Source organism: Kitasatospora sp. NPDC050463, assembly GCF_040655255.1.
In the GTDB taxonomy this organism is placed as follows: domain Bacteria; phylum Actinomycetota; class Actinomycetes; order Streptomycetales; family Streptomycetaceae; genus Kitasatospora.
Genome location: NZ_JBFAJO010000014.1, coordinates 121,715 through 145,145, shown reverse-complemented (window position 1 = coordinate 145,145; position 23,431 = coordinate 121,715). Strand labels below are relative to the sequence as shown.

Genomic DNA, 23,431 nt, shown 5'->3' with positions numbered 1-23,431 from the left:
GCGGTCGAGCAGGCTCTCGTGCCGGCCGCCGTCGGCGCAGAGACCCGGGTCGAGGAGGTGGACGAAGGAGGAGGCGACGGCGGGCACCACTCCGCCGCCACCGCGCACGCTCAGCGGTTGCCGACCGCCTGCTTCACCAGCGTCCGCCCGAAGTCCCACATCAGGCCGCTCCCGCGGTGCGCGTCGTCCATCACGTCGGTGAAGGCGTCGATGAAGCGGTCCACGTCCCGATCGGTGATGATCAGCGGCGGGATCAGCTTGATCACCTCCAGGTGGTCCCCGGAGACCTGCGTGAGGATCCGGTGCCGCTGCAGCAGCGGGACGACCACCATCTGCGCGAAGAGGCCCTTGCGCGCCGCCTGCAGGGCCGTCCATCCGGTCCGCAGCTTCAGCGACTTCGGCCGGCCGAACTCGATGCCGATCATCAGGCCCCGGCCGCGGACCTCGGCCAGCAGCTCGTACCGGTCGACCAGCAGGGCGAGCCGCTCGCGGAACCGGTCCCCGACGGCGCGGGCGTTCTCCACCACCTTCTCGTCCCGCATCACCTCCAGGGTCGCCAGGCCCGCCGCCATCGCCTGCGCGTTGGAGCCGAAGCTGGCCGAGTGGACCAGCACCCGGTCCATCGAGGAGTAGACCTTCTCGAAGATCCAGCCCTTGCCGAGTGTCGCCCCGACCGGTACGTACCCGCCGGAGAGCGCCTTGGCCGCGCAGACCAGGTCAGGAAGTACCCCCTCCTCGTGCTGGTAGGCGAAGAAGTCCCCGGTCCGGCCGATGCCGGTCTGCACCTCGTCACAGATCAGCAGTGCCTTGTGCTCGTGCAGCAGTTCCTGCGCCGCACGCAGCCAGCCGGGCGGGGGGGCCAGCACGCCCTTGCCCTGGATCGGCTCCACGATCAGCGCCGCGACATCGCCCTTCTTCAGCTCCTTGGCCAGCGCCCCGAGGTCGCCGAGCGGGATCGCGGTGTCCGGCAGCAGCGGATCGAAGCCCTTGCGGAAGCCGCTCTCGCCGTTGACCGAGAGCGAACCGGTGGTCAGCCCGTGGAACGCGTGGTCGGCATAGAGCACGCGCCGGCGGCCCGTGGCGTAGCGCGCGAACTTCAGCGCCGTCTCGACCGCCTCGGTGCCGCTGTTGCCGAAGAAGACCCGGTCCAGCCCGGGCGTGTGGGAGAGCAGCCGCTCCGCGAGCAGACCGGGCAGCGGCGAACAGTCGAACCGGACGAGGTCGGGCAGGTCGAGGTCCATCACCTGCTGGACGGCCCCGCGCACCACCGGGTGGTGCCGGCCCAGCGCGAAGATGCCGAACCCGGCCAGCATGTCGAGGTACTCGTTCCCCTCCGCGTCATAGAAGTACGGACCCTCGGCGCGTTCGTAGTACTTATCGAAGCCGATGGTGTGCAACATCCGCGGCAGCTGCGGATTGAGGTAGCGGCCGTGCAACTCGTACCGTTCGCCACCGCGCTCGGCGAGCAGGGCGGCGAGGTCGAAGCGGGGCTCGGTGCTGTCGGGGTCAGCCGGCATGGCGCTGGTTCGCTCCTCTGGTCGGTAGCAGGTTCTTGGCGAAGGCCGCGGTCTGCGCGGCGACCCCGGTGCCGGTCAGGCCGGCCTCCTCCAGGATCTCGCCCCGGGCGGCGTGGCCGAGGAACTCCTGGGGCAGGCCCAGCACCCGCACCGGAACGTCCACGTCGGCATCTTGCAGCGCCTGGGCGACGGCCGCGCCGACGCCGCCGGTCCGGCCGTTGTCCTCGACCGTGACGACCAGCCGGTGCGCGGCGGCCAGCGCGGGCAGGGCCGGGTCGACCGGCTTGACCCAGCGCGGGTCGACGACCGTCGCGGTGAACCCCTCGGCCAGCAGCAGCCGCGCCGCGTCCAGCACCGCGGCCGCGGTGCTGCCCACGGCGACCAGCAGGATCTCGGGCAGCTCCCCGGTCCGCAGCAGCACGTCCACCCCGCCGACGCGGTCCACGGCCGGGACGGCCGGCCCGATGTTCCCCTTCGGGAACCGGACCACCGTCGGCGCGTCCGCCACGTCCACCGCCTCGCGCAGCTGCGCCCGCAGCTGGTCGGCGTCGCGCGGGGCGGCCAGCCGAAGCCCGGGGACGACCTGCAGGATCGACATGTCCCACATGCCGTTGTGCGAGGCGCCGTCCGGCCCGGTCACCCCGGCGCGGTCGAGGACGAAGGTCACACCCAGCCGGTGCAGGGCGACGTCCATCAGGACCTGGTCGAAGGCCCGGTTGAGGAAGGTCGCGTACACCGCGACCACCGGGTGCAGCCCGCCGGTGGCCAGCCCGGCCGCGCTGGTCACGGCGTGCTGCTCGGCGATCCCGACGTCGAAGGTCCGCTCCGGGTGGGCCTTGGCGAACGAGCCGAGGCCCACCGGCTGGAGCATCGCGGCGGTGATCGCGACCACGTCCGGCCGCTCCGCGCCGAGCGCGACCATCTCCTCGCCGAAGACGGACGTCCAGGAGGCCCCGCCGCTGGGCGAGATGGGCAGACAGGTGTACGGGTCGATCGGGTTGACGGCGTGGAACCGGTCCGCCTCGTCCTGCTCGGCCGGGCGGTAGCCGCGGCCCTTCACGGTCAGGCAGTGCACGATGACCGGCCCGCCGAATCCGCGTGCCTGGCGCAGCGCCTGCTCGACCGCGCCCAGGTCGTGGCCGTCGATCGGGCCGAGGTACTTGAGCCCGAGGTCCTCGAACATGCCCTGCGGGGCGAAGGCGTCCTTGAATCCCTTCTTGGCGCCGTGCAGCGCATCGAAGATCGGCTGCCCGACCAGTGGGGTGCGCTGAAGCGCCTCCTTGCCGAGGGCGAGGAAGCGCTCGTACCCCCGGGTGGTGCGCAGCGTGGCGAGATGGTTGGCGAGGCCGCCGATGGTCCTGGCGTAGGAGCGCTCGTTGTCGTTGACGACGATGACCAGCGGCCGGTCCCGGGCCTCGGCGATGTTGTTGAGCGCCTCCCAGGCGAGCCCGCCGGTGAGCGCCCCGTCGCCGATCACCGCGACGGTCTGCCGGTCGTACTGGCCGAGCAGCTGGGCGGCCTTGGCGAGGCCGTCGGCGTAGGAGAGGGCGGTGGAGGCGTGCGAGTTCTCGACCAGGTCGTGCTCGGACTCCGCACGCGAGGGATAACCGGACAGGCCGCCTCTGGTGCGCAGTTTCGAGAAGTCCTGGCGGCCGGTGAGCAGTTTGTGGACGTAGCTCTGGTGGCCGGTGTCCCAGACGATCCGGTCGTAGGGCGAGTCGAACACCCGGTGCAGCGCGATGGTCAGCTCGACCACGCCGAGGTTCGGACCGAGATGGCCGCCGGTCCGGGTGACGGCGTCGATCAGGAAGGCGCGGATCTCGTCGGCGAGGAGCGGGAGGTCCGCGGGCGGAATCTTCCGCAGGTCGGCCGGGGACGTGACGCCGGAGAGGAGTGACATGTGTTCACCTCACGACTCGGAGCGGTGCTGTGGTGCCCCCCTGTGGCGGAACCGCCCGGCACGGGGTACCCCGTGCCGGGCGGGGTGCGGTCAGCGACCGCGGTTGGCACCGACGGTCTCGGTGAGCGCGCGCAGCGACTCCTTGAGCGAGCCCATGGTGGCGAGGACGGCGGTCGGCTCGTAGCCGCAGTGCGCCATGCAGTTGGCGCAGCGCGCGTCCTTGCCGCGGCCGTACTTGGACCAGTCGGTCTTCTCGATCAGCTCGCGGTAGGTGGGCACGTACCCGTCGGCCATCAGGTAGCAGGGGCGCTGCCAGCCGAAGAGCGAGTAGTTGGGGATCCCCCAGGCGGTGCACTCGAAGTCGACCTTGCCCTCCAGGAAGTCCAGGAAGAGCGGGCTGTGGTTGAGGCGCCAGCGCCGCCGGTTGCCGCCGGCGAAGGTCTTGCGGAAGAGCTCCCTGGTCTGTTCGACGCCGAGGAAGTGCTCCTGGTCGGGAGCCTTCTCGTAGGCGAACGCCGGGGAGATCATCATCTCGTCGACCTTGAGGTCGTCGTTGAGGAAGTCCAGCACGTCGATGATGGTCTTCGCGGTGTCGGTGTTGAAGAAGGTGCTGTTGGTGGTGACCCTGAAGCCGCGCCGCTTGGCCTCCTTGATCGCCTCCACCGCCTCGTCGAAGGTCCCCTCCTTGGCCACCGAGGCGTCGTGCCGCTCGCGCAGCCCGTCGATGTGCACGGTGAAGGTGAAGTACGGCGAGGGGGTGAACTTGTCCAGCTTCTTGCGTAGCAGCAGCGCGTTGGTGCAGAGGAAGACGTACTTGCGACGCGCGACCAGTTGGCGGACGATCTCGTCGATCTGCGGGTGCATCAGCGGCTCACCGCCGGCGATCGAGACCATCGGGGCACCCGACTCCAGCACCGCACCGACCGCCTGGGCGACCGGCATGCGTTGCTTCAGCACACCCGCCGGGTGCTGGATCTTGCCGCACCCCTCACAGGCGAGGTTGCAGGCGAAGAGCGGCTCCAGTTCGACGATCAGCGGGAATTTGTCCCGCCGCTTGAGCTTCTGCTGCATGAGGTAGGTGCCGACCCGCACGGTTTGGCGCAACGGCATGGCCATGGCTAGCTCGCCTCCTGAGGGAGCGTCGAGGGTGTGGGGTGGTGGAGGGTTGCGGACAGCGGGCCGCCCTGCCGCGGCCGGTTCTGCTCGTACCAGTCGACCAGCGCGGGCACGGTGGCCCGCAGCGTCCGCCAGGCGCGGATGCCGGCCGGCAGGGTGCCCGGGCGCAGCAGCTCGCGCTCGGGGGTGTCGACCACCACCCGCAGGACGGCGGCGGGCAGGGCGGGGCGGATCTCCTGGAGGGCGGCGAGGACGGCGGCGGCCTCCATGTCGACGGCGAGTGCGCCCTGCAGGTGCAGGGCGCGCCGCTCCAGGCCGCGCACCACGTGGTCGGCGGTGTGGTGCACACCGGTGTGGGCCGTCAGCCCACGCGTCTTCAGCGCCCGGCTGAGGTCGGGCCCGGAGTCGACCGCGAAGAGGTTCCCTTCGGCATCGCGCACCCCGTTCGCGACGATCACGTCACCGGGTGTTGTTCCCGGGGCGACGGCGGCCCCGAATCCGGCCACCACGACGGCGCCGTAGCCGCCGGGGGCGGAGGTGAGCAGTCGTCGGACCGTGTGGGCGGCCCGGCGCCGGCCGACGCCGGTGCGGACCAGCACCGGCGGTCCGCCGGCCGCGCCGCGCCAGTCCCCGCCGCGCAGGGCCCAGACCTCGGGGCCCAGCGCGCAGAGCACCAGGAGAGGGGCGGGCTTCACCGGGCCGCCCCGATCGCCGGGCTGCCGGTGGCGCCGGTGCCCCTGGTGCCGGTGCCCTTGGTGCCGGGGGCGGCGGCGTCCCGGCCGGTGGCGGGACTGCCGTGCACGTACCGGCCGAGCGCGGTGACCGGGAAGACCAGCCGGTAGAGGTGGTAGTTGATGGAGAAGTCCCATGGGAACCCGGTGCCGGTGAACTGCGGCTCGTCCCAGGTGCCCTCGGGCAGCTGGGTGCGGACCAGCCAGTCGACCCCGCGCTCGACCGCCGGGTTGGCCCGGCCGTCCGGGCCCTCACCGGCCGCGAGCAGCGCCATCAGCGCCCACGCGGTCTGCGAGGCGGTGGAGTCGCCGCGCCCGGCCCAGCGGGCCGGATCCTCGTAGGAGCGCATGTCCTCGCCCCAGCCGCCGTCGGTGTTCTGCCGGTCCTCCAGCCAGCGGACGGCGCGGCGGATCGCCGGGTGCTCGTCCGGGACGCCGGCCGCGACCAGGGCGGGCAGCACCGAGCCGGTGCCGTAGATGTAGTTGGTGCCCCAGCGGCCGAACCAGGAGCCGTCGGCCTCCTGGTTGCGCAGCAGCCACTCCACGCCCCGGCGGGTGCGCGGGTCCTTGCCCTTGCCGACCTCGGCGAGCATCTCCACCACGTGGGCGGTGACGTCGGCGGACGGCGGGTCGACCACTTCGCCGAAGTCGCAGAACGGCAGCTTGTTCGGCAGGGTGCTGGTGTTGTCAACGTCGAACGCGCCCCAGGCGCCGTTCTTGGACTGCATGCCGAGGTTCCAGTCGACCCCGCGGTCGACCGCGCCGGCCACCTTGGCGGGGTCGGGGTGGGCGACCCGGCGCAGGGCGAGCACCACCTCGGCGGTGTCGTCGATGTCGGGGTAGGTGTCGTTCTCGAATTCGAACGCCCAGCCGCCGGGGGCGAGCGAGGGCCGCTGGACGGACCAGTCGCCGCGCCGGGTGATCTCCTCGGCCAGCATCCAGTCGACGGCCGAGACCAGTGCGGGGTGGTCGGCCGGCAGCCCGGCGTCGGCCAGCGCGACGGTGGCCAGGCAGGTGTCCCAGACCGGGGACTGGCAGGCCTCCAGCCAGCGCCGGCCGTCCTCGGTGTGCACGGTGAAGCGGTCGAAGGAGGAGAGCCCGGCCTGCATCACCGGGTGCTCCAGCTCGTAGCCCTCCAGGTGCAGGGCGATCAGGGAGTAGACGGCGGGCGGCTGGATGCCGCCCCAGCAGCCGTCCGCCTCCTGTCGCTCGACGATCCAGCGGCAGGCCTGCGAGAGGGCGAGCCGGCGCAGTGGGCGCAGCGCCCGGCGGTGGTAGGCGTGCAACACCTTGTCCAGGCGTTCGAAGACGCCGTCCCAGGTGGTGGCGGGGGAGAGCGGGCGCTCGGGGAAGGGGTGCTCCGGGTCGGTGTGCAGCTCGGTCAGCGGGAACGGCGCGGTCCGCACCGGGCGGTGGGCCGAGACGATGGTGAGCGGCACGATGGTCTGCCGGGCCCAGCAGCCGAAGGCGTAGATGTTCAGCGGGAGCCACTTGGGCAGGAAGATGATCTCCGGTGGCATCTCGGGCAGCCGTGCCCAGGGCCACCAACCGAAGAGCGCGAGCCAGATCCGGGTGAAGACCCGGGCGGCCGCGATGCCACCGGCGGACCGGACGTAGCGGGCGGCGGCGAGCATGTGCGGGGCGGCGGGGTCGTCACCGGCGAGCTTGAGGGCGACGTAGGCCTCGACCGTGGTGGAGAGCTCGGCCGGTCCGCCGTGGAAGGTGGACCAGGTGCCGTCCTCCCGTTGCTGGGAGCGGATCCACTCGGCGGTGGCCTTGGTCTGTTCCTCCGTCCGGATCCCGAGGAACTGCCGGAGCAGTAAATCCTCGGCGTCCATGGTGACGTTGGTCTCCAGGTCGCCCTTCCACCAGCCCTCGGAGCTCTGCAGCGAGAGCAGGTGGGTGGTGGCGCGGGCCAGTGCCTCCTCGGCCGAGACCGGGCCGTCCTGCTCCTGGTCGGGCTGGTCGGCCCCGGGCCCCGCGGGCTGCCACCGCCCGGCGCTCAGCAGCGCCGGGGGGCGGTCGCCCACCGCGACCGGCTCGGAATCGTACTCAGGGTCGAGCCGGCCGTCCGCGGTTGCTGTCAACGTAACGTCACCTCTCTCGTACCACCACGAATTCGGCGAGTGCGACGAAGTGCTCGCGCACCACATCGGGCATGGGCACCTCGTCCAGGGCGGCGAGGGCAGTCGTGTGCTGGCGGCGGGCCTCCTCCTGGGTCCAGGCGCGGCCGCCGGCCTCCTCGATCAACGCGGCGCGGGCGGCGAGTTCGGGCTCGCTCTCCTCGCCGCGCCGCGACGGGTCGGCCAGCTGTCCGGCGAGCCGGCGCGAGGCCGGGCCGCCCTCGGCGAGCGCCGCGGCGACCGGCAGGGACTTCTTGCGCTGGCGGAGGTCCCCCCAGTGCGGCTTGCCGGTGACCTCGGTGGCCCCCCAGATGCCGAGCAGGTCGTCCACCGCCTGGAAGGCGAGGCCCAGGTGGTGGCCGTAGCGCTGGAGGGCGTCCGAGACCCGGTCGTCGGCGCCGGCCAGGACGGCGCCGATCGCGGAGGCCGCGGCGAGCAGGGCGGCGGTCTTGCCACCCTCCATCTCCAGGCACTCGGCGACGGTGACGGTGTCCCTCTGTTCGAAGGCGACGTCCATGGCCTGGCCGTCGATGAGCCGGCGGGTGGCGGTGGTAAGCAGGCGGACGGCGCGCGCGGCGTCGGTGGCGCTCGCGCCACCGACGGTGGCAGCGTCGAGCAGCACCTCCGTACCGAGCGTCGCCAGGGCGTCACCCACCAGGATCGCCTGGGCCGGTCCGAAGACCGTCCAGGCGGTGGCCCGGTGCCGTCTGGTCTCGTCACCGTCCATCAGATCATCATGGAGCAGGGAGAAGTTGTGCACCAGTTCAACGGCCACCCCACCGGGCACACCGGCCTCCGCCGGGGCGCCGACGGCCTGGGCCGAGAGCAGGGCGAGGGCCGGGCGGACGGCCTTGCCGCCGTCCCCCGCGGACGGCGTGCCGTCCCGGTCGATCCAGCCGAAGTGGTAGGCCGCGACGGTGTCCATCGGTGCGGCCAGACGGGCGACGGCGGCCTGCAGCGGCGGGGTGCAGAGCGTGCGGCTCCGGGCGAGCAGCTCCGGCACCGAGACCGGTTCGGCGTGCGCCGTGCCTCCGACGGCAGTGCCGGTGCGTGACTCCACGTGCGTTCCCTCTCCCTGGTGGTGCCGGGCCGCACGGGACGGCCGGGCGCTTGCGATGTCGATGAGACCGGTGCGGCCGGCGGTGCGGCCGCCGGATCTCGCGGGGTCGCCGGGGCCGGCGGTGGGGCCCTGCGTCACCTGGGCCACCTCCCGTCGCCCCGGTCCACCGGGAGCCGGGTGCCGGCGCCGGCGAGCGCCGCGTCGGCCGCGGCGTGGCCGCTGCGAACGGCGCCTTCCATGGTCGCGGGCCACCCGGTGGCCGTCCACGCGCCGGCCAGCAGCAGGCCCGGGACGTTCGTCCGGGCCGGCGGGCGCACCGCGGCCGTGCCCGGGGCCGGGTCGAAGGTGGCGGTGCGCTCGCGGGTGACGAAGAAGTCCAGCACCTCGGCGCCGCCGGCGGCGGGGAGCAGGCGGGCCAGCTCCGGCAGGTAGCGGCGGCGCAGTTCGGCGACCGGCAGGTCGATCTCGTCCTGGACGGCGGACTGGGAGAGCGCCAGGTACTGGGCACCGGGGTGGGCCCGGCCCAGCTCGGTGCCGGCCAGCCCGGAGTGCGCGGTGCGGTCGAAGACCCACTGCACCGGCGAACCGAGCGCGGCGAAGAACGGGCGGCGCAGCACCTTGCGGTCGTAGACCACGTGCACGTTGAGGATCGGTGCGGTGCCGAAGCCGGCCAGCCGCTGCTGGGCGTCGACGGCGTCGGGCGGCAGCAGGGCGGCCGCGGTGTCCTGGGCGCCGGCCAGCACCACCGTGTCGGCGGTCAGCAGCTCGCCGCTCTCCAGCCGGACGGCGTGCTGCGGTGCGGAGGGCTTGAGCTCGCTCGCACGGGCGCGCAGCAGTACCTTCACGCCGGCGCGCTCCAGCTCGGCGAGCGCCCGGTCGTGGTGGATCACGCCGAGCGGGACGGCGGCCATGCCGATGTCGGAGGCGCCGGGGTCGGAGAGCAGGCCGGTCTTGAAGACCATCGCGGCCAGCGCCAGCGACACCTGGTCGGCCCGGGCGTTCAGGGTGGCCACGCCGACGAGGTCCCAGAGGGCGGCGAGGGTGCGCTCGTTCTGGCCGTTGCGGCGCAGCCAGTCACCGAAGGAGAGCGCGTCCAGCGCCGGGTCGGCGAGGTCGAGGCCCTGCAGGGCGACCGCGCCGCGGACCACCCGGGCGCGGTCGGCCGGGCCCAGGTGCGGGTAGCGGGCCAGGCTGGCGGCCAGGTGCAGCGGGACGGGCAGGCCCGCCCGACGGAGCCGGCCGAGCGTGCGCACCGGCGCGTCGGCGGGCCCGGCGACGCCGAGCACCGGGACGTCCAGCCGGTCCTGGAGGTGGACCAGCCGGCTCGCGCCGAGCCGGTCGAGCAGGCCCCGGTAGGCCGTGCAGCAGCGCAGGTAGACGTGCTGGCCGTTGTCGACGGTCAGCTCGCCGCGCTGGAACGAGAAGGCCAGGCCGCCCAGCCGGGGGCGGCCCTCGACCAGGGTGACCCGGTGGTCGGCCTCGGCCAGCCGCAGTGCGGTGGTGATGCCCGCGAGGCCGCCGCCGACCACGACGGCGGCCGGGCGCGCGGCATCGGCTCGCCCGGTCATCGGCCCTCCCCCTCGCATTCGGCGCCCGACCCGGTCCTGGCCGGGGCGCTCGTGGTCAACACGGTCGTGCCCAACACGGTGGTCAACACGGCTCTACCCATAAGTGATTCCCCGCTGACACAGCGTGACAGAACTGCGGCGAGAATCAAGAACGCCCCCCGGCGAGCCCGGAAAGCGCCACGTACGCCTTCTCCCAACCCGGCAGCGAGACCCGACCGCGCAGCACCGACTCCGGATCGGCCGCGATCCGGCCGAGCAGCCGGTGGTAGATGCCGGCCATCGCCGCGGTGCAGGCCCGGCTGCGACGGTCGAGCATCGGCAGCAGCCGCAGGCCCTCCTCGAAGGCGGCCTGGGCCCGGGCCGCCTCGAAGGCCACCAGACCGGTGAAGTCCGCGCCGACCGGCGGCCTGGGCAGCGCGAAGCCCTGCTCGCAGCCGAACCGGGCGAGGTCCTCGGCGGGCAGGTAGGTGCGGCCGTTGAGGGCGTCCTCGCGCAGGTCGCGCAGGATGTTGGTGAGCTGGAGCGCCAGACCCAGGGTGTCGGCGTACTGCGCCCCGCGCTCGGGGTCGTCGCAGCCGTACACGCCGAGCGAGAGCCGGCCGATCGCGCCGGCGACGCAGCGGCAGTAGACCTGGAGCTCCTCGTACGTCTGGTACTCGGCACCCTTGAGGTCCATCTCGACGCCGTCGATCAGTTCGTCGAAGCCGCCGAGCGGAATCGGGAAGCGCCGGGAGGCGTCCGCCAGGGCGACCTTGATCGGGTCGGTGTCGTCCTCCGCGACCGCGCCGGCCCGGATCTCGTCCAGCAGCTCGCGCGTGCGCAGCAGTGCCTCGGCCTTGCGATCGGCGGGAAGCTCGCCGTCGCCGATGTCGTCGACCCGCCGCGCCAGGGCGTACAGGGCCGACATGGCCAGCCGCTTCGGCTCCGGCAGCAGGCGGATGCCGTAGCTGAAGTTGCGGGCCTGCAGTCCGGTGACTGCCTCGCAGTACCGGTACGCCGCCATGACCTGCGCCGACGCCAGTGGTGATGCCGCCACTCGGGCGTTCACCTTCCCTTCGCGAAGATGGCCGCCGCCCTCGCTGCGAGGCGGCGCTTGTCCGGCTTCGTCCGCTGGGCGAGTACGTCGTACCCGGCGTCCTCGATGGCCGCCAGGGCCGCGTACCCGCCGGCGGTGAATCCCGCCAGGAGCAGTCGAAGCCTCCCCCGAACCGTACCTACCAATGGCGCGCCGCGGTCCAGCAGGGTGCGGGCCCGTTCGACCTCGTGGGCGACCAGCTCGCGCACCGGACCGCTCGCGACCGGGGCGCCGAGCTCGGCCTCGGTGACGCCGAAGCGGGCCAGGTCCTCGGCCGGGAGGTAGATCCGGCCCCGGGCGAGGTCCTCGGCGACGTCCTGGATGTGCTCGACCACCTGGAGGCCGCTGCAGACCGCGTCGGAGAGCTCGATCCGCTCGGGGGTGGCGAAGCCCGCGATGGCCAGCACCAGGCGGCCGACCGGGTCGGCGGAGAGCGTGCAGTAGCCCATCAGGTCCTGGTAGGTGGCGTAGCGGGCGGTGGTCTGGTCCACCCGGTTGGCCTCGATCAGACGGCGGAAGGGCTCCGGGGTCAGCGCGTGCCGGTCGACCAGGGGGACGAGGCCGCGCATCAGCGGGTGGCGGGGGGCCTCGGCGGCCCCGGGGTGCAGGGCGGTCTCGAAGACGCGGTCGAGGTCCCGCTCCAGCCCGTCGAGCAGCGCGAGCCGGAAGGCGACCTCCGCCGGACCCGGCGGACCGGGCTGGGCCGAAGGAGTGACCGGCGGCGGCTCGGCCACGCCGAGCAGCCGGGCGGCGCCGGCCGGATCGGCCAGGTCGCCGTCGCCGGAGTCGTCCACCAGTCGGGCGAATCCGTAGACCGCCATCAGGTCGTCGCGCCAGGCGGCGGGCAGGAAGAACGGAGCGACCGGGAAGTTCTCCGCGCTCGCCTTGTCCAGCGTCACTCCCGCTGAACGGTCCACCGTCCCGTCACCGGGCCGGGACTCACCACTGGGCTGGGCCGAAGCCGACACTGCTGTCACTCCCCCGTTCTACACCGCTCGGTACGACCGGCCCGAGTCGGACACGCGTCCGATCCCGGGGGTCACGTCCGACACACCACCCCCGCGCCTTACAGCCTGACACCACCGGCCGCGCCGGAGAAGGGTGCCCCACCCGGCGCGCGGGGCGCTCACCCGCCCAGCGGCGGGCCACCCGGGGTACGGCGGGCCACCCGGGGTACGGCGGGGTGTCCGCGGGGCCGGACCGCGGGGTGCCTGCCGGGCCGAACGACGGAGGGCCGGTGGCCGGGCTGCCCCGGCCACCGGCCCTCCGTACGGGCCCTGCGGCGTTACGGCCGATCGCCGCGCTCGTAGCGGCTCACGACCTCCTCGGTCGGGCCGTCCATCACCAGCTCGCCGGCCTCGATCCAGATGGTCCGCTCGCAGACCTCACGGATCGAGCTGTTGTCGTGGCTGACCAGGAAGACCGTACCGGCGGAGCCGCGCAGCTCGTCGATCCGCTTCTTGCTGCGCTGCTGGAACGCCTGGTCGCCGGTGGCCAGCGCCTCGTCGATCAGCAGCACGTCGTGGGTCTTCGCCGCCGCGATGGAGAACCGCAGCCGGGCCCCCATGCCGGAGGAGTAGGTGCGCATCGGCAGCGAGATGAAGTCGCCCTTGTCGTTGATGCCCGAGAACTCGACGATGTCGTTGTAGCGCTCGCGCACCTGGGCCGGGGTCATCCCCATCGCCAGGCAGCCGAGGACGACGTTGCGCTCGCCGGTGAGCTCGTTCATCAGCGCCGCGTTGACGCCCAGCAGCGAGGGCTGGCCGTTGGTGTAGATGCCGCCCTTCTCGGTCGGCAGCAGGCCCGCGATGGCGGCCAGCATGGTCGACTTGCCGGAGCCGTTGGAGCCGATCAGACCGATCGCCTCGCCCTTGTACGCGGTGAAGCTGATCCCGCGCACCGCGTGCACCTCGCGCACGCCGGCGGAGCGCTTGCGGCTGAGGATGCGGCTGACGGCGGAGGTGGCGCTGCCCTTGCCGGAGCCGGCACCGTGCACCCGGTAGACGATGTGCACGTCGTCGACGACGACGGTGGGCTCGCGGGCGACGTCGGCGTCCCGCACGGTCAGGCCCTTTCGCAGGTCGGTGTCAGCCACGGCCGTACTCCTCCTCGGCCTTCCAGAAGAAGACGTATCCGATCACGAACATCCCGACCGCCCAGGCGATGCCGTACGTCCACTGGTGCGGCGGGAATTCCTGGTGCTGGGGGACGTGCTTGTTGTAGATCACCGGCGCGAAGGCGTGCCGGAGCAGGTCCATGTAGACCGAGGCCGGGTTGAACTGCATCACCTTCTGCCAGAACTCCGGCCAGGTGCTGATCTTGTCCTGGATGCTGAACATCACGCCGGAGAGGAACATCCAGGCGCGCATGGCGAACGGGATCAGCTGGGAGATGTCGCTGGTCTTGGCACCGATCCGGGCCATCACCAGGGCCACACCGGTGTTGAACATCGACTGCAGCAGCAGGGCCGGGACCACCGCGAGCCAGGTCCGGCCCGGCTCGATCCCGCTGGCCAGCACGACACCGACCAGCACGACCATCGAGATCAGCAGCTGCTGGAGCTGGATCACGGTGAAGGCGATCGGCAGCGAGGCCCGGGGGAAGTGCAGCGCGCGGATCAGCCCGAGGTTGTCGGAGATCGCCCGGGTGCCGGACTGCACCGCGTTCTGGGTGAACTGGAAGACGAAGACACCGATGCAGAGCCACGCGGTGTAGGTGCCGTCCGGGAAGCCGTCCTTGCTCTTCAGGATCACACCGAAGACCAGGTAGAACACCGCGCAGTTCAGCAGCGGGGTCACGACCTGCCAGAGCTGGCCGAGCTTGGCGTCGGTGTACTGGGCCACCAGGCGGGCGGTGGCGAAAGCCCAGATGAAGTGCCGCCGGGCCCACAGCTGCTTGGAGTAGGCGACCAGGCCGGGCCGTCTGCCGCTGACCGCGAGACCGTACTTGTCCGCAAGCTGCTTGGGGGTCAGGCCCGCGTCCGCCCCCCTCGGGGCCGAGAGGCTGACGGGTTCACTCACTGTCGACACATTCGTCCTTCGCGCGGGATCGGATCGGGGCGGGCCGGTCGGCGGGGGTCCGCCGGCCTTGCGCCGAGGGGGATCCACTCGGATCACGGGGGTCCGGCCGGTGCGTGGTCACCGGCCATGGCGATCGGACGACCGTACGACGTCTGAACCGCACGGTTCAAATCACCGTAGGGTCGCCCGACCATACGATCAGATGACTGGCGGTCGACCCAGCCTGGTCAGGCGCCAAACGGTACGCCATCGCATGGGCCGCCGCGCACCGCAGGGTTCGCGCCAGCCCGCCCGGAACCCGCCCCACCAGGCCTTCAGCGCCTCCGGGGAGGGGCGGCGGGCCAGGGTCAGCAGGAACCAGGTTCCCAGGTAGAGAGGCACGAACAGGGCCGGAAGGTTCCGTCGGGCGAGCCACACCCTGTTGCGGGCCACGTTGTGGAAGTACGAGGCGTGCCGGGCGGGCGAGGTGGTCGGGTGGTGCAGCACCACGTCGGCCCGGTAGTCGATGGCCCAGCCGGCGTCCAGCGCACGCCACGCGAGGTCGGTCTCCTCGTGCGCGTAGAAGAACTCGGCGGGCAGCTGGCCGGCCTGTTCGAACACCGTGCAGCGCACGGCGCTCGCGCCGCCCAGGAACGTGGTCACCCGGGAGGAGCGCAGCGGGTCGCTGGCGCGCAGCCGGGGGACGTGCCGGCGCTGGGTGACGCCGGTGTCGGGGTCGGCGATCCGGAAGCTGACGATGCCCAGCTCCGGATCGGCGGTGAAGGCCTCGCGCAGCAGCCGGGCCGAGTCGGTGCCCGGCAGCCGGCCGTCGTCGTCCAGGAAGAGGACGGCGTCGACCTCCCGACCGTCCTTGCCGAACAGCTCGATGCCGACGTTGCGGCCGCCCGGGATGCCGAGGTTCTCCGGCAGCTCGACGCTGCGCACGTCCGCCGGCAGCGGCGGCAGCGGGGCGCCGTTGGCGACCACGGCCAGCTCGACGGCCGGACCCTCCTGGGCCCGGACCGACTCGATCAGGGCGTTCAGCTCGGCCGGACGGTTGCCCATGGTGATGATGACCGCGCCGAGCCGGAAGGTGTCGGTGGTCGTGCCCACGGCGCTCACCGGAGCCTGCTGGACAGCACGATGCTCAGCAGGTGCAGCACGGTCTGCAGCATGGCGATCGCCGCCAGGACGACCACCGCGAGCCGGGTGAAGAACAGCCCCCCGTGCACGGCGTCCGCGACGCCCGCGGCGAGGATGAGCAGCGAGGCCTCGACCGCGCCCACCAGGCGGTGGAACTTGAGGAAGGAGGCCGCCCGGCGGGCCTTGGCGACGCCGGACGAGCGCGGCACCGAGGCGCTGTCCTCGACCGCCGTCAGGCCGCTGCGGGCCCGGGCCACGTCCACCAGGTCCGTCTCGGACTTGATCAGGATGGCGCCGAGCGCGGCCAGCGTGCCGAGGAAGGCCCACTCCCAGTGCGCGGTGTCGCCGGTCCGGTGGAGGAGGTCGCAGCCGCGCAGACCGAGACCGGTCAGCAGGGCCGCCTCGGACATGTAGTGGCCGACCCGGTCCAGGTAGACGCCGGTCAGCGAGGTCTGCCGGCGCCAGCGGGCCACCTCGCCGTCCACGCAGTCCAGCAGCAGGTAGACCTGGATGAGCAGGGCGCCGAGGACCGCGCCGGTGAGGCCCGGGACGATCAGCGCGGCGCCGGCCAGGATGCCGGTGACCATCATCAGATAGGTCAGGCCGTTGGGCGTGATCGCCGTCACGGTGGAGAGCACGCGGGTGATCCGCAGCGAGATCCGCCGCATGTAGAGGCGGCCGGCCCAGTGCTCCGCGCTGCGGCGCTGGAGCATGCCCTCCGGGTGGATCACCGCGCGCAGCTCCTCGACGGAGGGGCGGCGGGTCAGATCCACCGGGGCCGGGGTCGGAGCCTTCGTGGCGGGGTCAGCAGTTGACGGCTTGGACATAGTCGGCGTACGCGTCCCTGATCGCTGAGGGGGAGAGGTCGAGGTGCTCAAGAATGGTGAAGCGGCCCGGCCGGGTGTTTGGAGCGTAGTGCACCGCTTCGGTGAACTCCGCCTCGGTGAAGCCGATCTGAGCCGCGGTCACCGGCAGGCCGTGGCACGCCAGGCGCTCCACGATCAGACCGGTCAGCTCGCGCTCGCCCCGCAGGAAGCTGGCGAAGGCGGCCCCGAGGCCGACCTGTTCGCCGTGCTGGGCGGATCGCTTGGGGTACAGCACGTCCAGGGCGTGCGAGATCTCGTGGCAGGCGCCCGACGACGGCCGGGTGCTGCCAGCGATGTTCATCGCGATGCCGGACAGTACCAGGGCCTCCGCGAGCGCCGTGAGGAGGTCCTGATCCTGAAGGTTTCCTGGGTGCCGCAGCAGGTTCTCGCCGGCCGAGCGGGCCATCGCCACGGCCAGTCCGTCCACCGGCTCGCCGGTCTCGGCCTGGGAGAGCTCCCAGTCCGCGCAGGCCGAGATGTTGGAGATGACGTCGCCGATGCCCGCCGCCACGAAGCGCGGCGGGGCCTGCCGGATCACGTCGAGGTCGACCACGATGCCGATCGGACTCGGCACCCCGTAGGAGCCCCGGCCGGCGTCGTTGTCGAGGGTGGAGACGGGTGAGCAGATGCCGTCGTGGGCGAGGTTGGTGGCGACCGCGACCAGCGGCAGGCCGACCCGGGCCGCCGCGTACTTGGCGGCGTCGATGATCTTACCGCCGCCGAGGCCGACGATCGCGTCGTAGTGGCCGCCGCGCATCGCGTCCGCCAGGCGCACCGCGCTGTCGAGGCTGCCGTCGTCGACGTTGTACCAGTCGGCCCCCGGCAGGGCCGGCTCCAGCCGCTCGCGCAGCACCGCCCCCGAGCCGTTGCTGATCGCCACCGCGATCCGGCCCGAGGCGGAGAGCCGCTGGTCGGCGAGGATGCCGCCGAGCGCGTCCAGCGCCCCCGAGCGGATCTCGACGAAGACCGGCGACGGCACCAGGCGCGTCAGTACTGGCACGCGATCTCCCGGGCCTTGGCCAGGTCGTCGTGGTTGTCGACCTCTACCCAGGACACCTCGCCGATCGGCTGCACGTCGATCCGCAGGCCGCGGTCCACCATCTCCTGGTAGCCGTCCTCGTAGTACAGCTGGGGGTCGCGCTCGTAGGTGGCGCGCAGCGCGTCGGTGAGGTCGGCGGCGGCGGAGGGGTTGATCACGGTGAGGCCGATGTACTCGCCGGTCGCCTCGGCCGGCTCCATCAGCTTGGTGATGCGCCGCATGCCGGTGGCCGGGTCGACGACGACCTTCATCTCCTCGTCGGCGAGCTTCTTCACCGTGTCGAGGGCGAGCAGGATGCCGGGGGCGCGGCCCTGCTCGGTGAGGCGCAGGTTGCCCTCCAGCATGGTCCGCTGGACGGAGGCCGGGTGGACGGTGTCGCCGTTGGCCAGCAGCAGGCCCTCGCCGAACAGCTCGCGGGCGCACCAGAGCGAGTAGGCATTGTTCCACTCCTCGGCCTTGTCGTTCTCGACCAGGGTGAGCTTCACACCGTACTTCTGTTCCAAGGCCGCCTTGCGGTCCTGGACCGCCTCCTTGCGGTAGCCGACGACGATCGCCGCCTCGCGCAGGCCGACCTCGGCGAAGTTGCCGAGGGTGAGGTCCAGGACGGTCCGCTCCCCGTCGACCGGCACCAGCGCCTTCGGCAGGGTGTCGGTGTACGGGCGCAGCCGGCGGCCGGCGCCGGCTGCCAGAACGAGGCCGATCATGCGGGGTCTCCTGATCCGTCGTGCTGTGCTGGTCCGTCGGGCCGAGCGCTGCCGCCGGCCGTCGGGCGGTGCGCTGCCGCAAGCCGTCGGACCGTGCGCCGCCGCAGGCCGTCGGGGTGGCGCGCCGATGCCGGCGAGGATGCGGGCACCGCGTCGTATGTGATGGTAGGCGACCGCGGCGACCAGCCGGAACGCGGCCGGGGGGCCGGGCGGGCACCGGGCCGGGCCACCGTGAAGGAGGGGTGCCGTCGACGTGTCCGTTCGCCGTCCGCGCCCACCCGAATCGAACGCCAGCCGAACGCATCCCGAACGCCCCTGCTAATCCGGCGCCCATTCCGATGTCAGGAATGGTGCGGGAACGGTCATGATCCGCCCTGTTGTGTGTGGGACGCCTGCGGACCGCCACCCGTACGGCAGACTGGGGCACGACGCCACCGGTGCTCCCATTTGCCCCCGAAAGAGGCCTCATGCCCCAGAGTCTGCCGACCAACCCGACGCATTTCACCTCGGAGATCGACACCGGTCTCGACGTGGAGACCGACGTGACGGCCGACCCCCGAGCCGCGTCCGGGGGGCCCGCGGGCGCCGAGATCCTGCTGGAGCTCGTCGACGACGAGGGCGTCACCGTCGGCACCGCCGAGAAGCTCTGGGCCCACCAGCAGCCGGGCCGGCTGCACCGGGCGTTCTCGGTGTTCCTCTTCGACCGCCAGGGCCGGCTCCTGCTCCAGCGCCGCGCGCTGGGCAAGTACCACTCCCCCGGCGTCTGGTCGAACACCTGCTGTGGCCACCCGTACCCCGACGAGCCGCCGTTCGTCGCCGCCGCCCGGCGCACCGCCGAGGAGCTGGGCGTCGCACCGGCGCTCCTCTGCGAGGCCGGCACCGTCCGGTACGACCTGCCGGACGAGGCCTCCGGCCTGATCGAGCGGGAGTGGAACCACCTGTTCGTCGGCCTGGTCACCGCCCCGGTCGAGCCGAATCCCGACGAGGTGGACGACTTCGCCTTCGTGTCCGCGCAGGAGCTGCGCGAGCTCCAGGAGGAGCGCCCGTTCTCGGTCTGGTTCACGACCGTCTTCGAGGCCGCGCTGCCCGGCATCCGCGAGATCGCCGGCCGGGACTGGTAGGTCCGCCCGCTACCGCGCTTCCTCCCGGGGGACGGGCAGCGAGGCCCAGACCACCTTGCCGCCCTCCCCCGTCCGCTCCACGTCGCAGACACCGCCCGCCTGCAGCGTGATGCTCTTCACCAGCAGCAGCCCCCGCCCACCGGTCCGCCCCGCGTCGCTCTCCAGGGCCTTCGGCCGGTACGGGTCGCCGTCCTCGACCGACACCCGCACCCAGTCCGACCCGACCGTGAGTTCGGTGATCACCTCGGGCGACAGCTCGGCGGCGTGCGTCACGGCGTTGCCCACCAGCTCGGAGACGATCAGCAGCAGGTCGTCCACCAGCTCCTGGTAGCGCACCCCCGCCATCCCCTGCGCCAGCAGCCGGTCCCGCACCGCGTGCCTGGTCCGCGGCACCGAGGCCTCCACCGCCGGCACCGGAAACCGCCACACCCCTTCGACCGGTCCGGTCCGCACCCGTCCGGGACCGGCCGCCGATCGCGTGGCGACCACCGGCCCCGACCCCGGGCCCGCACGTCCGGGCCCGTTCTCCGCACGTCCGGACCTGTTCTCCGCACGTCTCGGCTCGGCCTCCGCCGCCCCGCTGATCTGCTCCACGTCCAGCCGCCCTTCGTCCGCGACCCCTGGAATCAGGCGTTCCGCTCATGGCGCCCTCGGTGCACAGAGGCTAGGAGAGGAGCCCCTGACGCGGCCGCACCGTCGACAACTTGCCCGTGTCGGACCACTCCCGCCCGTTCCTGACCGCACGCGACTCCCAGTCCGACCGCTTCCCGCCCCTGATCCACCGCTTCGCTCATCCCTGCGACCCGTTCCTGCCACCCCGGTGGTCCCCGCCGGGGAAACGCAGGTGAGAAGCACTCCAGAACCCTGGTAATGTTCTCTCTGTCGCCGAGGGGGCGAGCAGAAAGCCCCCGAAGCACACACCCGGTCCGGGTGGCGGAATGGCAGACGCGCTAGCTTGAGGTGCTAGTGCCCTTTATCGGGCGTGGGGGTTCAAGTCCCCCCTCGGACACAGAACAATTCCCCGTGGGAACTCGAAAGAGTTTCTGCGGGGAATTTCTTTTTGCCCGGGGTCCGCCGGGCTCTGGCGTGCCGGCCTGGTTCTGGTGGGCCGGGTTCTGGCGGCCGGGTTCTGGTGGGCCGGGGCCTCGGGTTTCGGCGCGTCGGGGGCAGGTCGGGCCTGCCGCACGGATTGCGGGCCGGGGTGGGAACGCGTGGGGCCCGGTGGTGAGTGGCACGCCCGTTCGTGTCCGATCATCGGACACGAGATGGCAACAATCGGATGATCTGAGCTTCATCTGAGGTTTTCGTCCTATTTCGCACCATAGTCTGCTGTGCGTTTGTCCGGAACCCCAGGAGACAGAGGACCGATACGTTGAGCGCGCCTGAGCCGACGACGGCTTCCCATCAGCACTACCGCCGCTCGCTCGGCACCATCAGCCTCACGGCCGTGGGGCTGGGCTCGATCATCGGATCCGGCTGGCTCTTCGGAGCCGAGCGTGCCGCACGGCTCGCCGGGCCGGCCTCGATCGTCGCCTGGGTGATCGGCGCCGCGGTCGCGCTCACCATCGCCCTGACCTACAGCGAGCTCGGGTCGATGTTCCCCAAGGCCGGCGGCATGGTGCGGTACGGGCAGTACTCCCACGGCTCGCTCGCCGGGTACCTGGCGGCCTGGGCCAACTGGATCGCCATCGTCTCGGTGATCCCGGGCGAGGCCACGGCCTCGGTGCAGTACATGAGCTCCTGGCACTTCGGCTGGGCGAAGGACCTCTTCGACGGAGAGGAACTCTCGACCAGCGGGGTCGCCGTGGCGAGCGTGCTCCTGGTCGGCTACTTCGCGCTGAACTGGTTCGCGATCACGCTGTTCGCCAAGACCAACACCGCGATCACGGTGTTCAAGGTGGTCGTCCCGACGCTGACGGCGGGCGCTCTACTGCTGGCCCACTTCGACACCGCCCACTTCACCGACCACGGCGGCTTCGCGCCGAACGGCTGGAGCGCGGTGTTCACGGCCGTCGCCGTCTCCGGCATCGTCTGGGCGTTCAACGGGTTCCAGTCCCCGCTGAACCTGGCGGGCGAGGCGCGCGACCCCGGCAAGTCGCTGCCCAAGGCGGTGATCGGCTCGATCCTGATCGCCCTGGTGATCTACGTCGCGCTGCAGGTGGCCTTCCTGGGCGCCGTCCCGACGGCGGACCTGAGCAACGGCTGGAGCGGGCTCGGCTACACCTCCCCGCTGGCCGACCTGTCGATCGCCTGGGGCCTCAACTGGCTCGCCCTGCTGCTGTACGCGGACGCCTTCGTCTCCCCCAGCGGCACCGGCATGATCTACGCCGCCACCACCTCGCGCATGATCCACGGCGTGCAGGAGAACGGCCACCTGCCCCGGATCTTCGGCCGGGTGGACCCCAGGACCGGCATTCCGCGGCCGGCCCTGCTGCTCAACCTGCTGATCGCCTTCCTGTTCCTGGCCGTCTTCCGCGGCTGGGGCTCGCTCGCCGAGATCGTCTCGGTCGCCACCGTGATCTCGTACGTCACCGGCCCGGTCGCGGTGATGGCGCTGCGCCGCCTCGCGCCCGAGCTGCCGCGGCCCGTCCGGCTGCGCGCGATGCCGGTGATCGCCCCGGTGGCGATGGTCTTCGGCTCGCTGGTGCTCTACTGGGCCCGCTGGCCGCTGACCGGCAAGGTCATCCTGCTGATGGCCGCCGGCCTGCCGATCTGGGCCTGGTACGAGCTGCGCAAGCCGTGGGCCGAGCTCAAGCCGCACCTCAAGGCCGGCGCCTGGATGATCGCCTACCTGTTCGTGATGGCCGGCGTCTCGTGGGCCGGCAGCACTGACTTCGGCGGCCAGGGCTACCTCCCCGAGGGCTGGGACCTGCTGGTCGTCGCCGCGCTCGGGCTCGCGTTCTACCGCTGGGGCGTGGCCAGCGCCTGGGCCAACCCCTCGCTGGACGCCGTCAAGCGCGAGCTGGCCGCCGAGGCTGCCGAGACCGGGACCGCGATTGGGACCGGGACCACCCTTCCCCGGCAGGGCGCGGATCCCTCGCGGGTCTGACGGATCCTGGACGCGGCCGCACCACCACGCGGCCCAGGGGCGTGCCGAGCGCGGCGTTTCCAGCGCTGGGGCACGCCCCTGCCGCTTCTCCGCCCCTGTGGGCGCGTCCGCCGCGGCGCGGTCAACCGCGGCGGGCGCGGCGGATGGCGGCGGTCACCACCGGCGGGAGGAGGTCTCCGGCGACGCGCTTGGCCACGTTGGCCGGGCGGCGGCGCTCGGCGGCCCGGATCCGGCGGACGGAGAGGTCGACCTCGGCCTCCTGCTGCGCGCGCAACGCCTCTGCCTCCGCCTGCTCGGCCTCCCGCCGGGCCGCCTCGGCGACCAGCCGGTCGCGGTGGCGCGAGGGCCGGAACGGCTCGATGCCTTCGGAGCTGCCGCCGATCCGCACCAGCCGCCGCCCGTTCAGGGTCTCGACGGCGAGCCGGCAGCCCTCGGCCAGTCCGACCCGGTCCAGCAGGTCCTGCTGGGCGGGCTCCGGATCGCCCCAGGTTCCGTAGAACTTGCTCTCGGTCAGCACGATCGGGGTGAGGCCGTGGTTGAACACCGCCTCCCAGGTGGCCGCGGCGACGCCCGGCGTGTGCGCGGAGCGGTAGTCGTCCAGGACCACCACGCCCTGCGGCTGCAGCGCCGCCCGGGCCACCCGGAGGTCGTCCACCACGTGCTCGTACAGGTGCGAGGCGTCGATGTGGATGAAGCGGAACGCACCGGCCGGGAGGCGACCGCCGGCGAGCACCGAGGTCGGCGCCTGGATGATCTCCGGCAGCGTGTCGTGGAAGGAGAGGTAGTTCGACTCGAACGCCGTCCGGGTCAGCGACTTCCGGTAGGACAGGGACATCTCGGCGGCGTTCTCGTCGTCCGGGGCGTCCAGGTCGAACAGGTCGCAGACCGTGAAAGTCTCGCCGGGTTGCCGGTGACCGCCGATCACGATCGCGCTGCGCCCCAGGTAGGCGCCCATCTCCAGGAGGTCACCGGTGACGCCGGTCCTCTCCTGGCGGCCGAGGAACCACTCGAAGAGGTGACGGTCGTGGTCCCAGAACCAGCCGGGGACGTCATCGAGCAGGGCCGGCTCGGTGGGCCGGTGCTGCTCGGCGCTCAACGCGGCGTCGGTCACGAAGTTGCTCCTTACGCGGTACGGACGACCTGTGGGAACGATCTCCGGCGCGGACACGCGCGGCACGAGGTGCACGAGCCGGCGACGGAGGTCACCGCCCGGCATTCCGGAGCAGCCTGCGGACCGGCGTGGACGGACGCCGCTCGAACCCGCTGCCCACGGTAGCCACGCGCGCCGGAGTGCGCCGCAATCTACCGTCCGCTGTCCGGAGTTGAGGGGATGTCGCGCGGGTGTTTTCGTCCGATGCGCGATTCCGAGCACTCGGGGAGACAGCGGTCCGGGGAGGGCCGGTTCGTCCATACTGCCGCC

Annotated in this window: 19 protein-coding genes and 1 tRNA gene; 3 read left to right on the top strand and 17 right to left on the bottom strand. The window is 72.4% G+C overall.

Going from position 1 to position 23,431, the window contains the following annotated elements; all coding sequences use genetic code 11:
- Nucleotides 1–110: 110 nt before the first annotated feature.
- The 15 genes from AB0J08_RS11990 to AB0J08_RS11920 all read right to left on the bottom strand — a co-directional run bounded on the left by AB0J08_RS11990 (nt 111) and on the right by AB0J08_RS11920 (nt 17,841).
- Nucleotides 111–1,517, bottom strand: a complete 1,407-nt coding sequence (locus AB0J08_RS11990) for an aspartate aminotransferase family protein (protein WP_360630982.1) — start codon at nt 1,515–1,517, stop codon at nt 111–113.
- On the bottom strand, nt 1,507–3,417 hold the full coding sequence (gene dxs, locus AB0J08_RS11985) for a 1-deoxy-D-xylulose-5-phosphate synthase (RefSeq protein WP_360630978.1): 1,911 nt from the start codon (nt 3,415–3,417) through the stop codon (nt 1,507–1,509). Before dxs ends, AB0J08_RS11990 begins: the two co-directional genes overlap by 11 nt.
- Nucleotides 3,418–3,507: 90 nt before the next feature.
- On the bottom strand, nt 3,508–4,533 hold the full coding sequence (gene hpnH, locus AB0J08_RS11980; protein WP_360630975.1) for an adenosyl-hopene transferase HpnH: 1,026 nt from the start codon (nt 4,531–4,533) through the stop codon (nt 3,508–3,510).
- Nucleotides 4,534–4,535: 2 nt separating this feature from the next.
- Nucleotides 4,536–5,228, bottom strand: coding sequence for a 1-hydroxy-2-methyl-2-butenyl 4-diphosphate reductase (locus tag AB0J08_RS11975; protein ID WP_360630972.1), 693 nt, complete (start codon nt 5,226–5,228; stop codon nt 4,536–4,538).
- The gene (shc, locus tag AB0J08_RS11970; protein WP_360630969.1) at nt 5,225–7,351 is read right to left on the bottom strand and encodes a squalene--hopene cyclase; all 2,127 of its coding nucleotides are present in this window, start codon (nt 7,349–7,351) and stop codon (nt 5,225–5,227) included. The genes AB0J08_RS11975 and shc overlap by 4 nt, the downstream gene beginning before the upstream one ends.
- 7 nt (nt 7,352–7,358) lie before the next feature.
- Nucleotides 7,359–8,390, bottom strand: a complete 1,032-nt coding sequence (locus AB0J08_RS11965; RefSeq protein WP_360631002.1) for a polyprenyl synthetase family protein — start codon at nt 8,388–8,390, stop codon at nt 7,359–7,361.
- A 191-nt stretch (nt 8,391–8,581) separates the two neighbouring features.
- On the bottom strand, nt 8,582–10,015 hold the full coding sequence (gene hpnE, locus AB0J08_RS11960) for a hydroxysqualene dehydroxylase HpnE (protein ID WP_360630966.1): 1,434 nt from the start codon (nt 10,013–10,015) through the stop codon (nt 8,582–8,584).
- Between the two features lie 145 nt (nt 10,016–10,160).
- Nucleotides 10,161–11,018, bottom strand: coding sequence for a presqualene diphosphate synthase HpnD (gene hpnD / locus AB0J08_RS11955; RefSeq protein WP_360630999.1), 858 nt, complete (start codon nt 11,016–11,018; stop codon nt 10,161–10,163).
- Between the two features lie 41 nt (nt 11,019–11,059).
- Nucleotides 11,060–12,007 carry a squalene synthase HpnC gene (gene hpnC / locus AB0J08_RS11950; RefSeq protein WP_360630963.1) on the bottom strand — a complete coding sequence of 316 codons (948 nt, stop codon included), beginning with the start codon at nt 12,005–12,007 and terminating at the stop codon, nt 11,060–11,062.
- A gap of 368 nt (nt 12,008–12,375) precedes the next feature.
- Nucleotides 12,376–13,185 carry an ABC transporter ATP-binding protein gene (locus AB0J08_RS11945; protein WP_360630960.1) on the bottom strand — a complete coding sequence of 270 codons (810 nt, stop codon included), beginning with the start codon at nt 13,183–13,185 and terminating at the stop codon, nt 12,376–12,378.
- On the bottom strand, nt 13,178–14,119 hold the full coding sequence (locus AB0J08_RS11940) for an ABC transporter permease (RefSeq protein ID WP_360630957.1): 942 nt from the start codon (nt 14,117–14,119) through the stop codon (nt 13,178–13,180). The genes AB0J08_RS11945 and AB0J08_RS11940 overlap by 8 nt, the downstream gene beginning before the upstream one ends.
- Before the next feature lie 189 nt (nt 14,120–14,308).
- Nucleotides 14,309–15,154, bottom strand: coding sequence for a glycosyltransferase (locus AB0J08_RS11935; protein ID WP_360630996.1), 846 nt, complete (start codon nt 15,152–15,154; stop codon nt 14,309–14,311).
- A 53-nt stretch (nt 15,155–15,207) separates the two neighbouring features.
- A complete protein-coding gene (locus AB0J08_RS11930; RefSeq protein ID WP_360630993.1) occupies nt 15,208–15,945 on the bottom strand; it encodes a CDP-alcohol phosphatidyltransferase family protein in 738 nt (245 codons plus the stop codon).
- A 91-nt stretch (nt 15,946–16,036) separates the two neighbouring features.
- Nucleotides 16,037–17,098, bottom strand: a complete 1,062-nt coding sequence (locus AB0J08_RS11925) for an iron-containing alcohol dehydrogenase family protein (RefSeq protein WP_360630954.1) — start codon at nt 17,096–17,098, stop codon at nt 16,037–16,039.
- Entirely contained in the window at nt 17,086–17,841 is a 756-nt protein-coding gene (locus AB0J08_RS11920) for a phosphocholine cytidylyltransferase family protein (protein ID WP_360630951.1), read from the bottom strand. Before AB0J08_RS11920 ends, AB0J08_RS11925 begins: the two co-directional genes overlap by 13 nt.
- A gap of 467 nt (nt 17,842–18,308) precedes the next feature.
- Here AB0J08_RS11920 and idi point away from each other — a divergent pair, with 467 nt between their 5' ends.
- The gene (gene idi / locus AB0J08_RS11915) at nt 18,309–18,962 is read left to right on the top strand and encodes an isopentenyl-diphosphate Delta-isomerase (RefSeq protein WP_360630948.1); all 654 of its coding nucleotides are present in this window, start codon (nt 18,309–18,311) and stop codon (nt 18,960–18,962) included.
- Nucleotides 18,963–18,971: 9 nt separating this feature from the next.
- Here the strand turns inward: idi and AB0J08_RS11910 are convergent, their stop codons facing one another.
- A complete protein-coding gene (locus AB0J08_RS11910) occupies nt 18,972–19,451 on the bottom strand; it encodes an ATP-binding protein (protein WP_360630945.1) in 480 nt (159 codons plus the stop codon).
- 435 nt (nt 19,452–19,886) lie between these two features.
- Between AB0J08_RS11910 and AB0J08_RS11905 the strand changes: the two genes are divergently transcribed.
- Together AB0J08_RS11905 and AB0J08_RS11900 are read left to right on the top strand one after the other, a co-directional pair.
- Nucleotides 19,887–19,971, top strand: a tRNA-Leu gene (locus AB0J08_RS11905).
- A 363-nt stretch (nt 19,972–20,334) separates the two neighbouring features.
- Nucleotides 20,335–22,011, top strand: coding sequence for an APC family permease (locus tag AB0J08_RS11900; protein ID WP_360630942.1), 1,677 nt, complete (start codon nt 20,335–20,337; stop codon nt 22,009–22,011).
- Nucleotides 22,012–22,132: 121 nt separating this feature from the next.
- Here the strand turns inward: AB0J08_RS11900 and AB0J08_RS11895 are convergent, their stop codons facing one another.
- The gene (locus AB0J08_RS11895; RefSeq protein ID WP_360630939.1) at nt 22,133–23,122 is read right to left on the bottom strand and encodes a class I SAM-dependent methyltransferase; all 990 of its coding nucleotides are present in this window, start codon (nt 23,120–23,122) and stop codon (nt 22,133–22,135) included.
- Nucleotides 23,123–23,431: the final 309 nt, after the last annotated feature.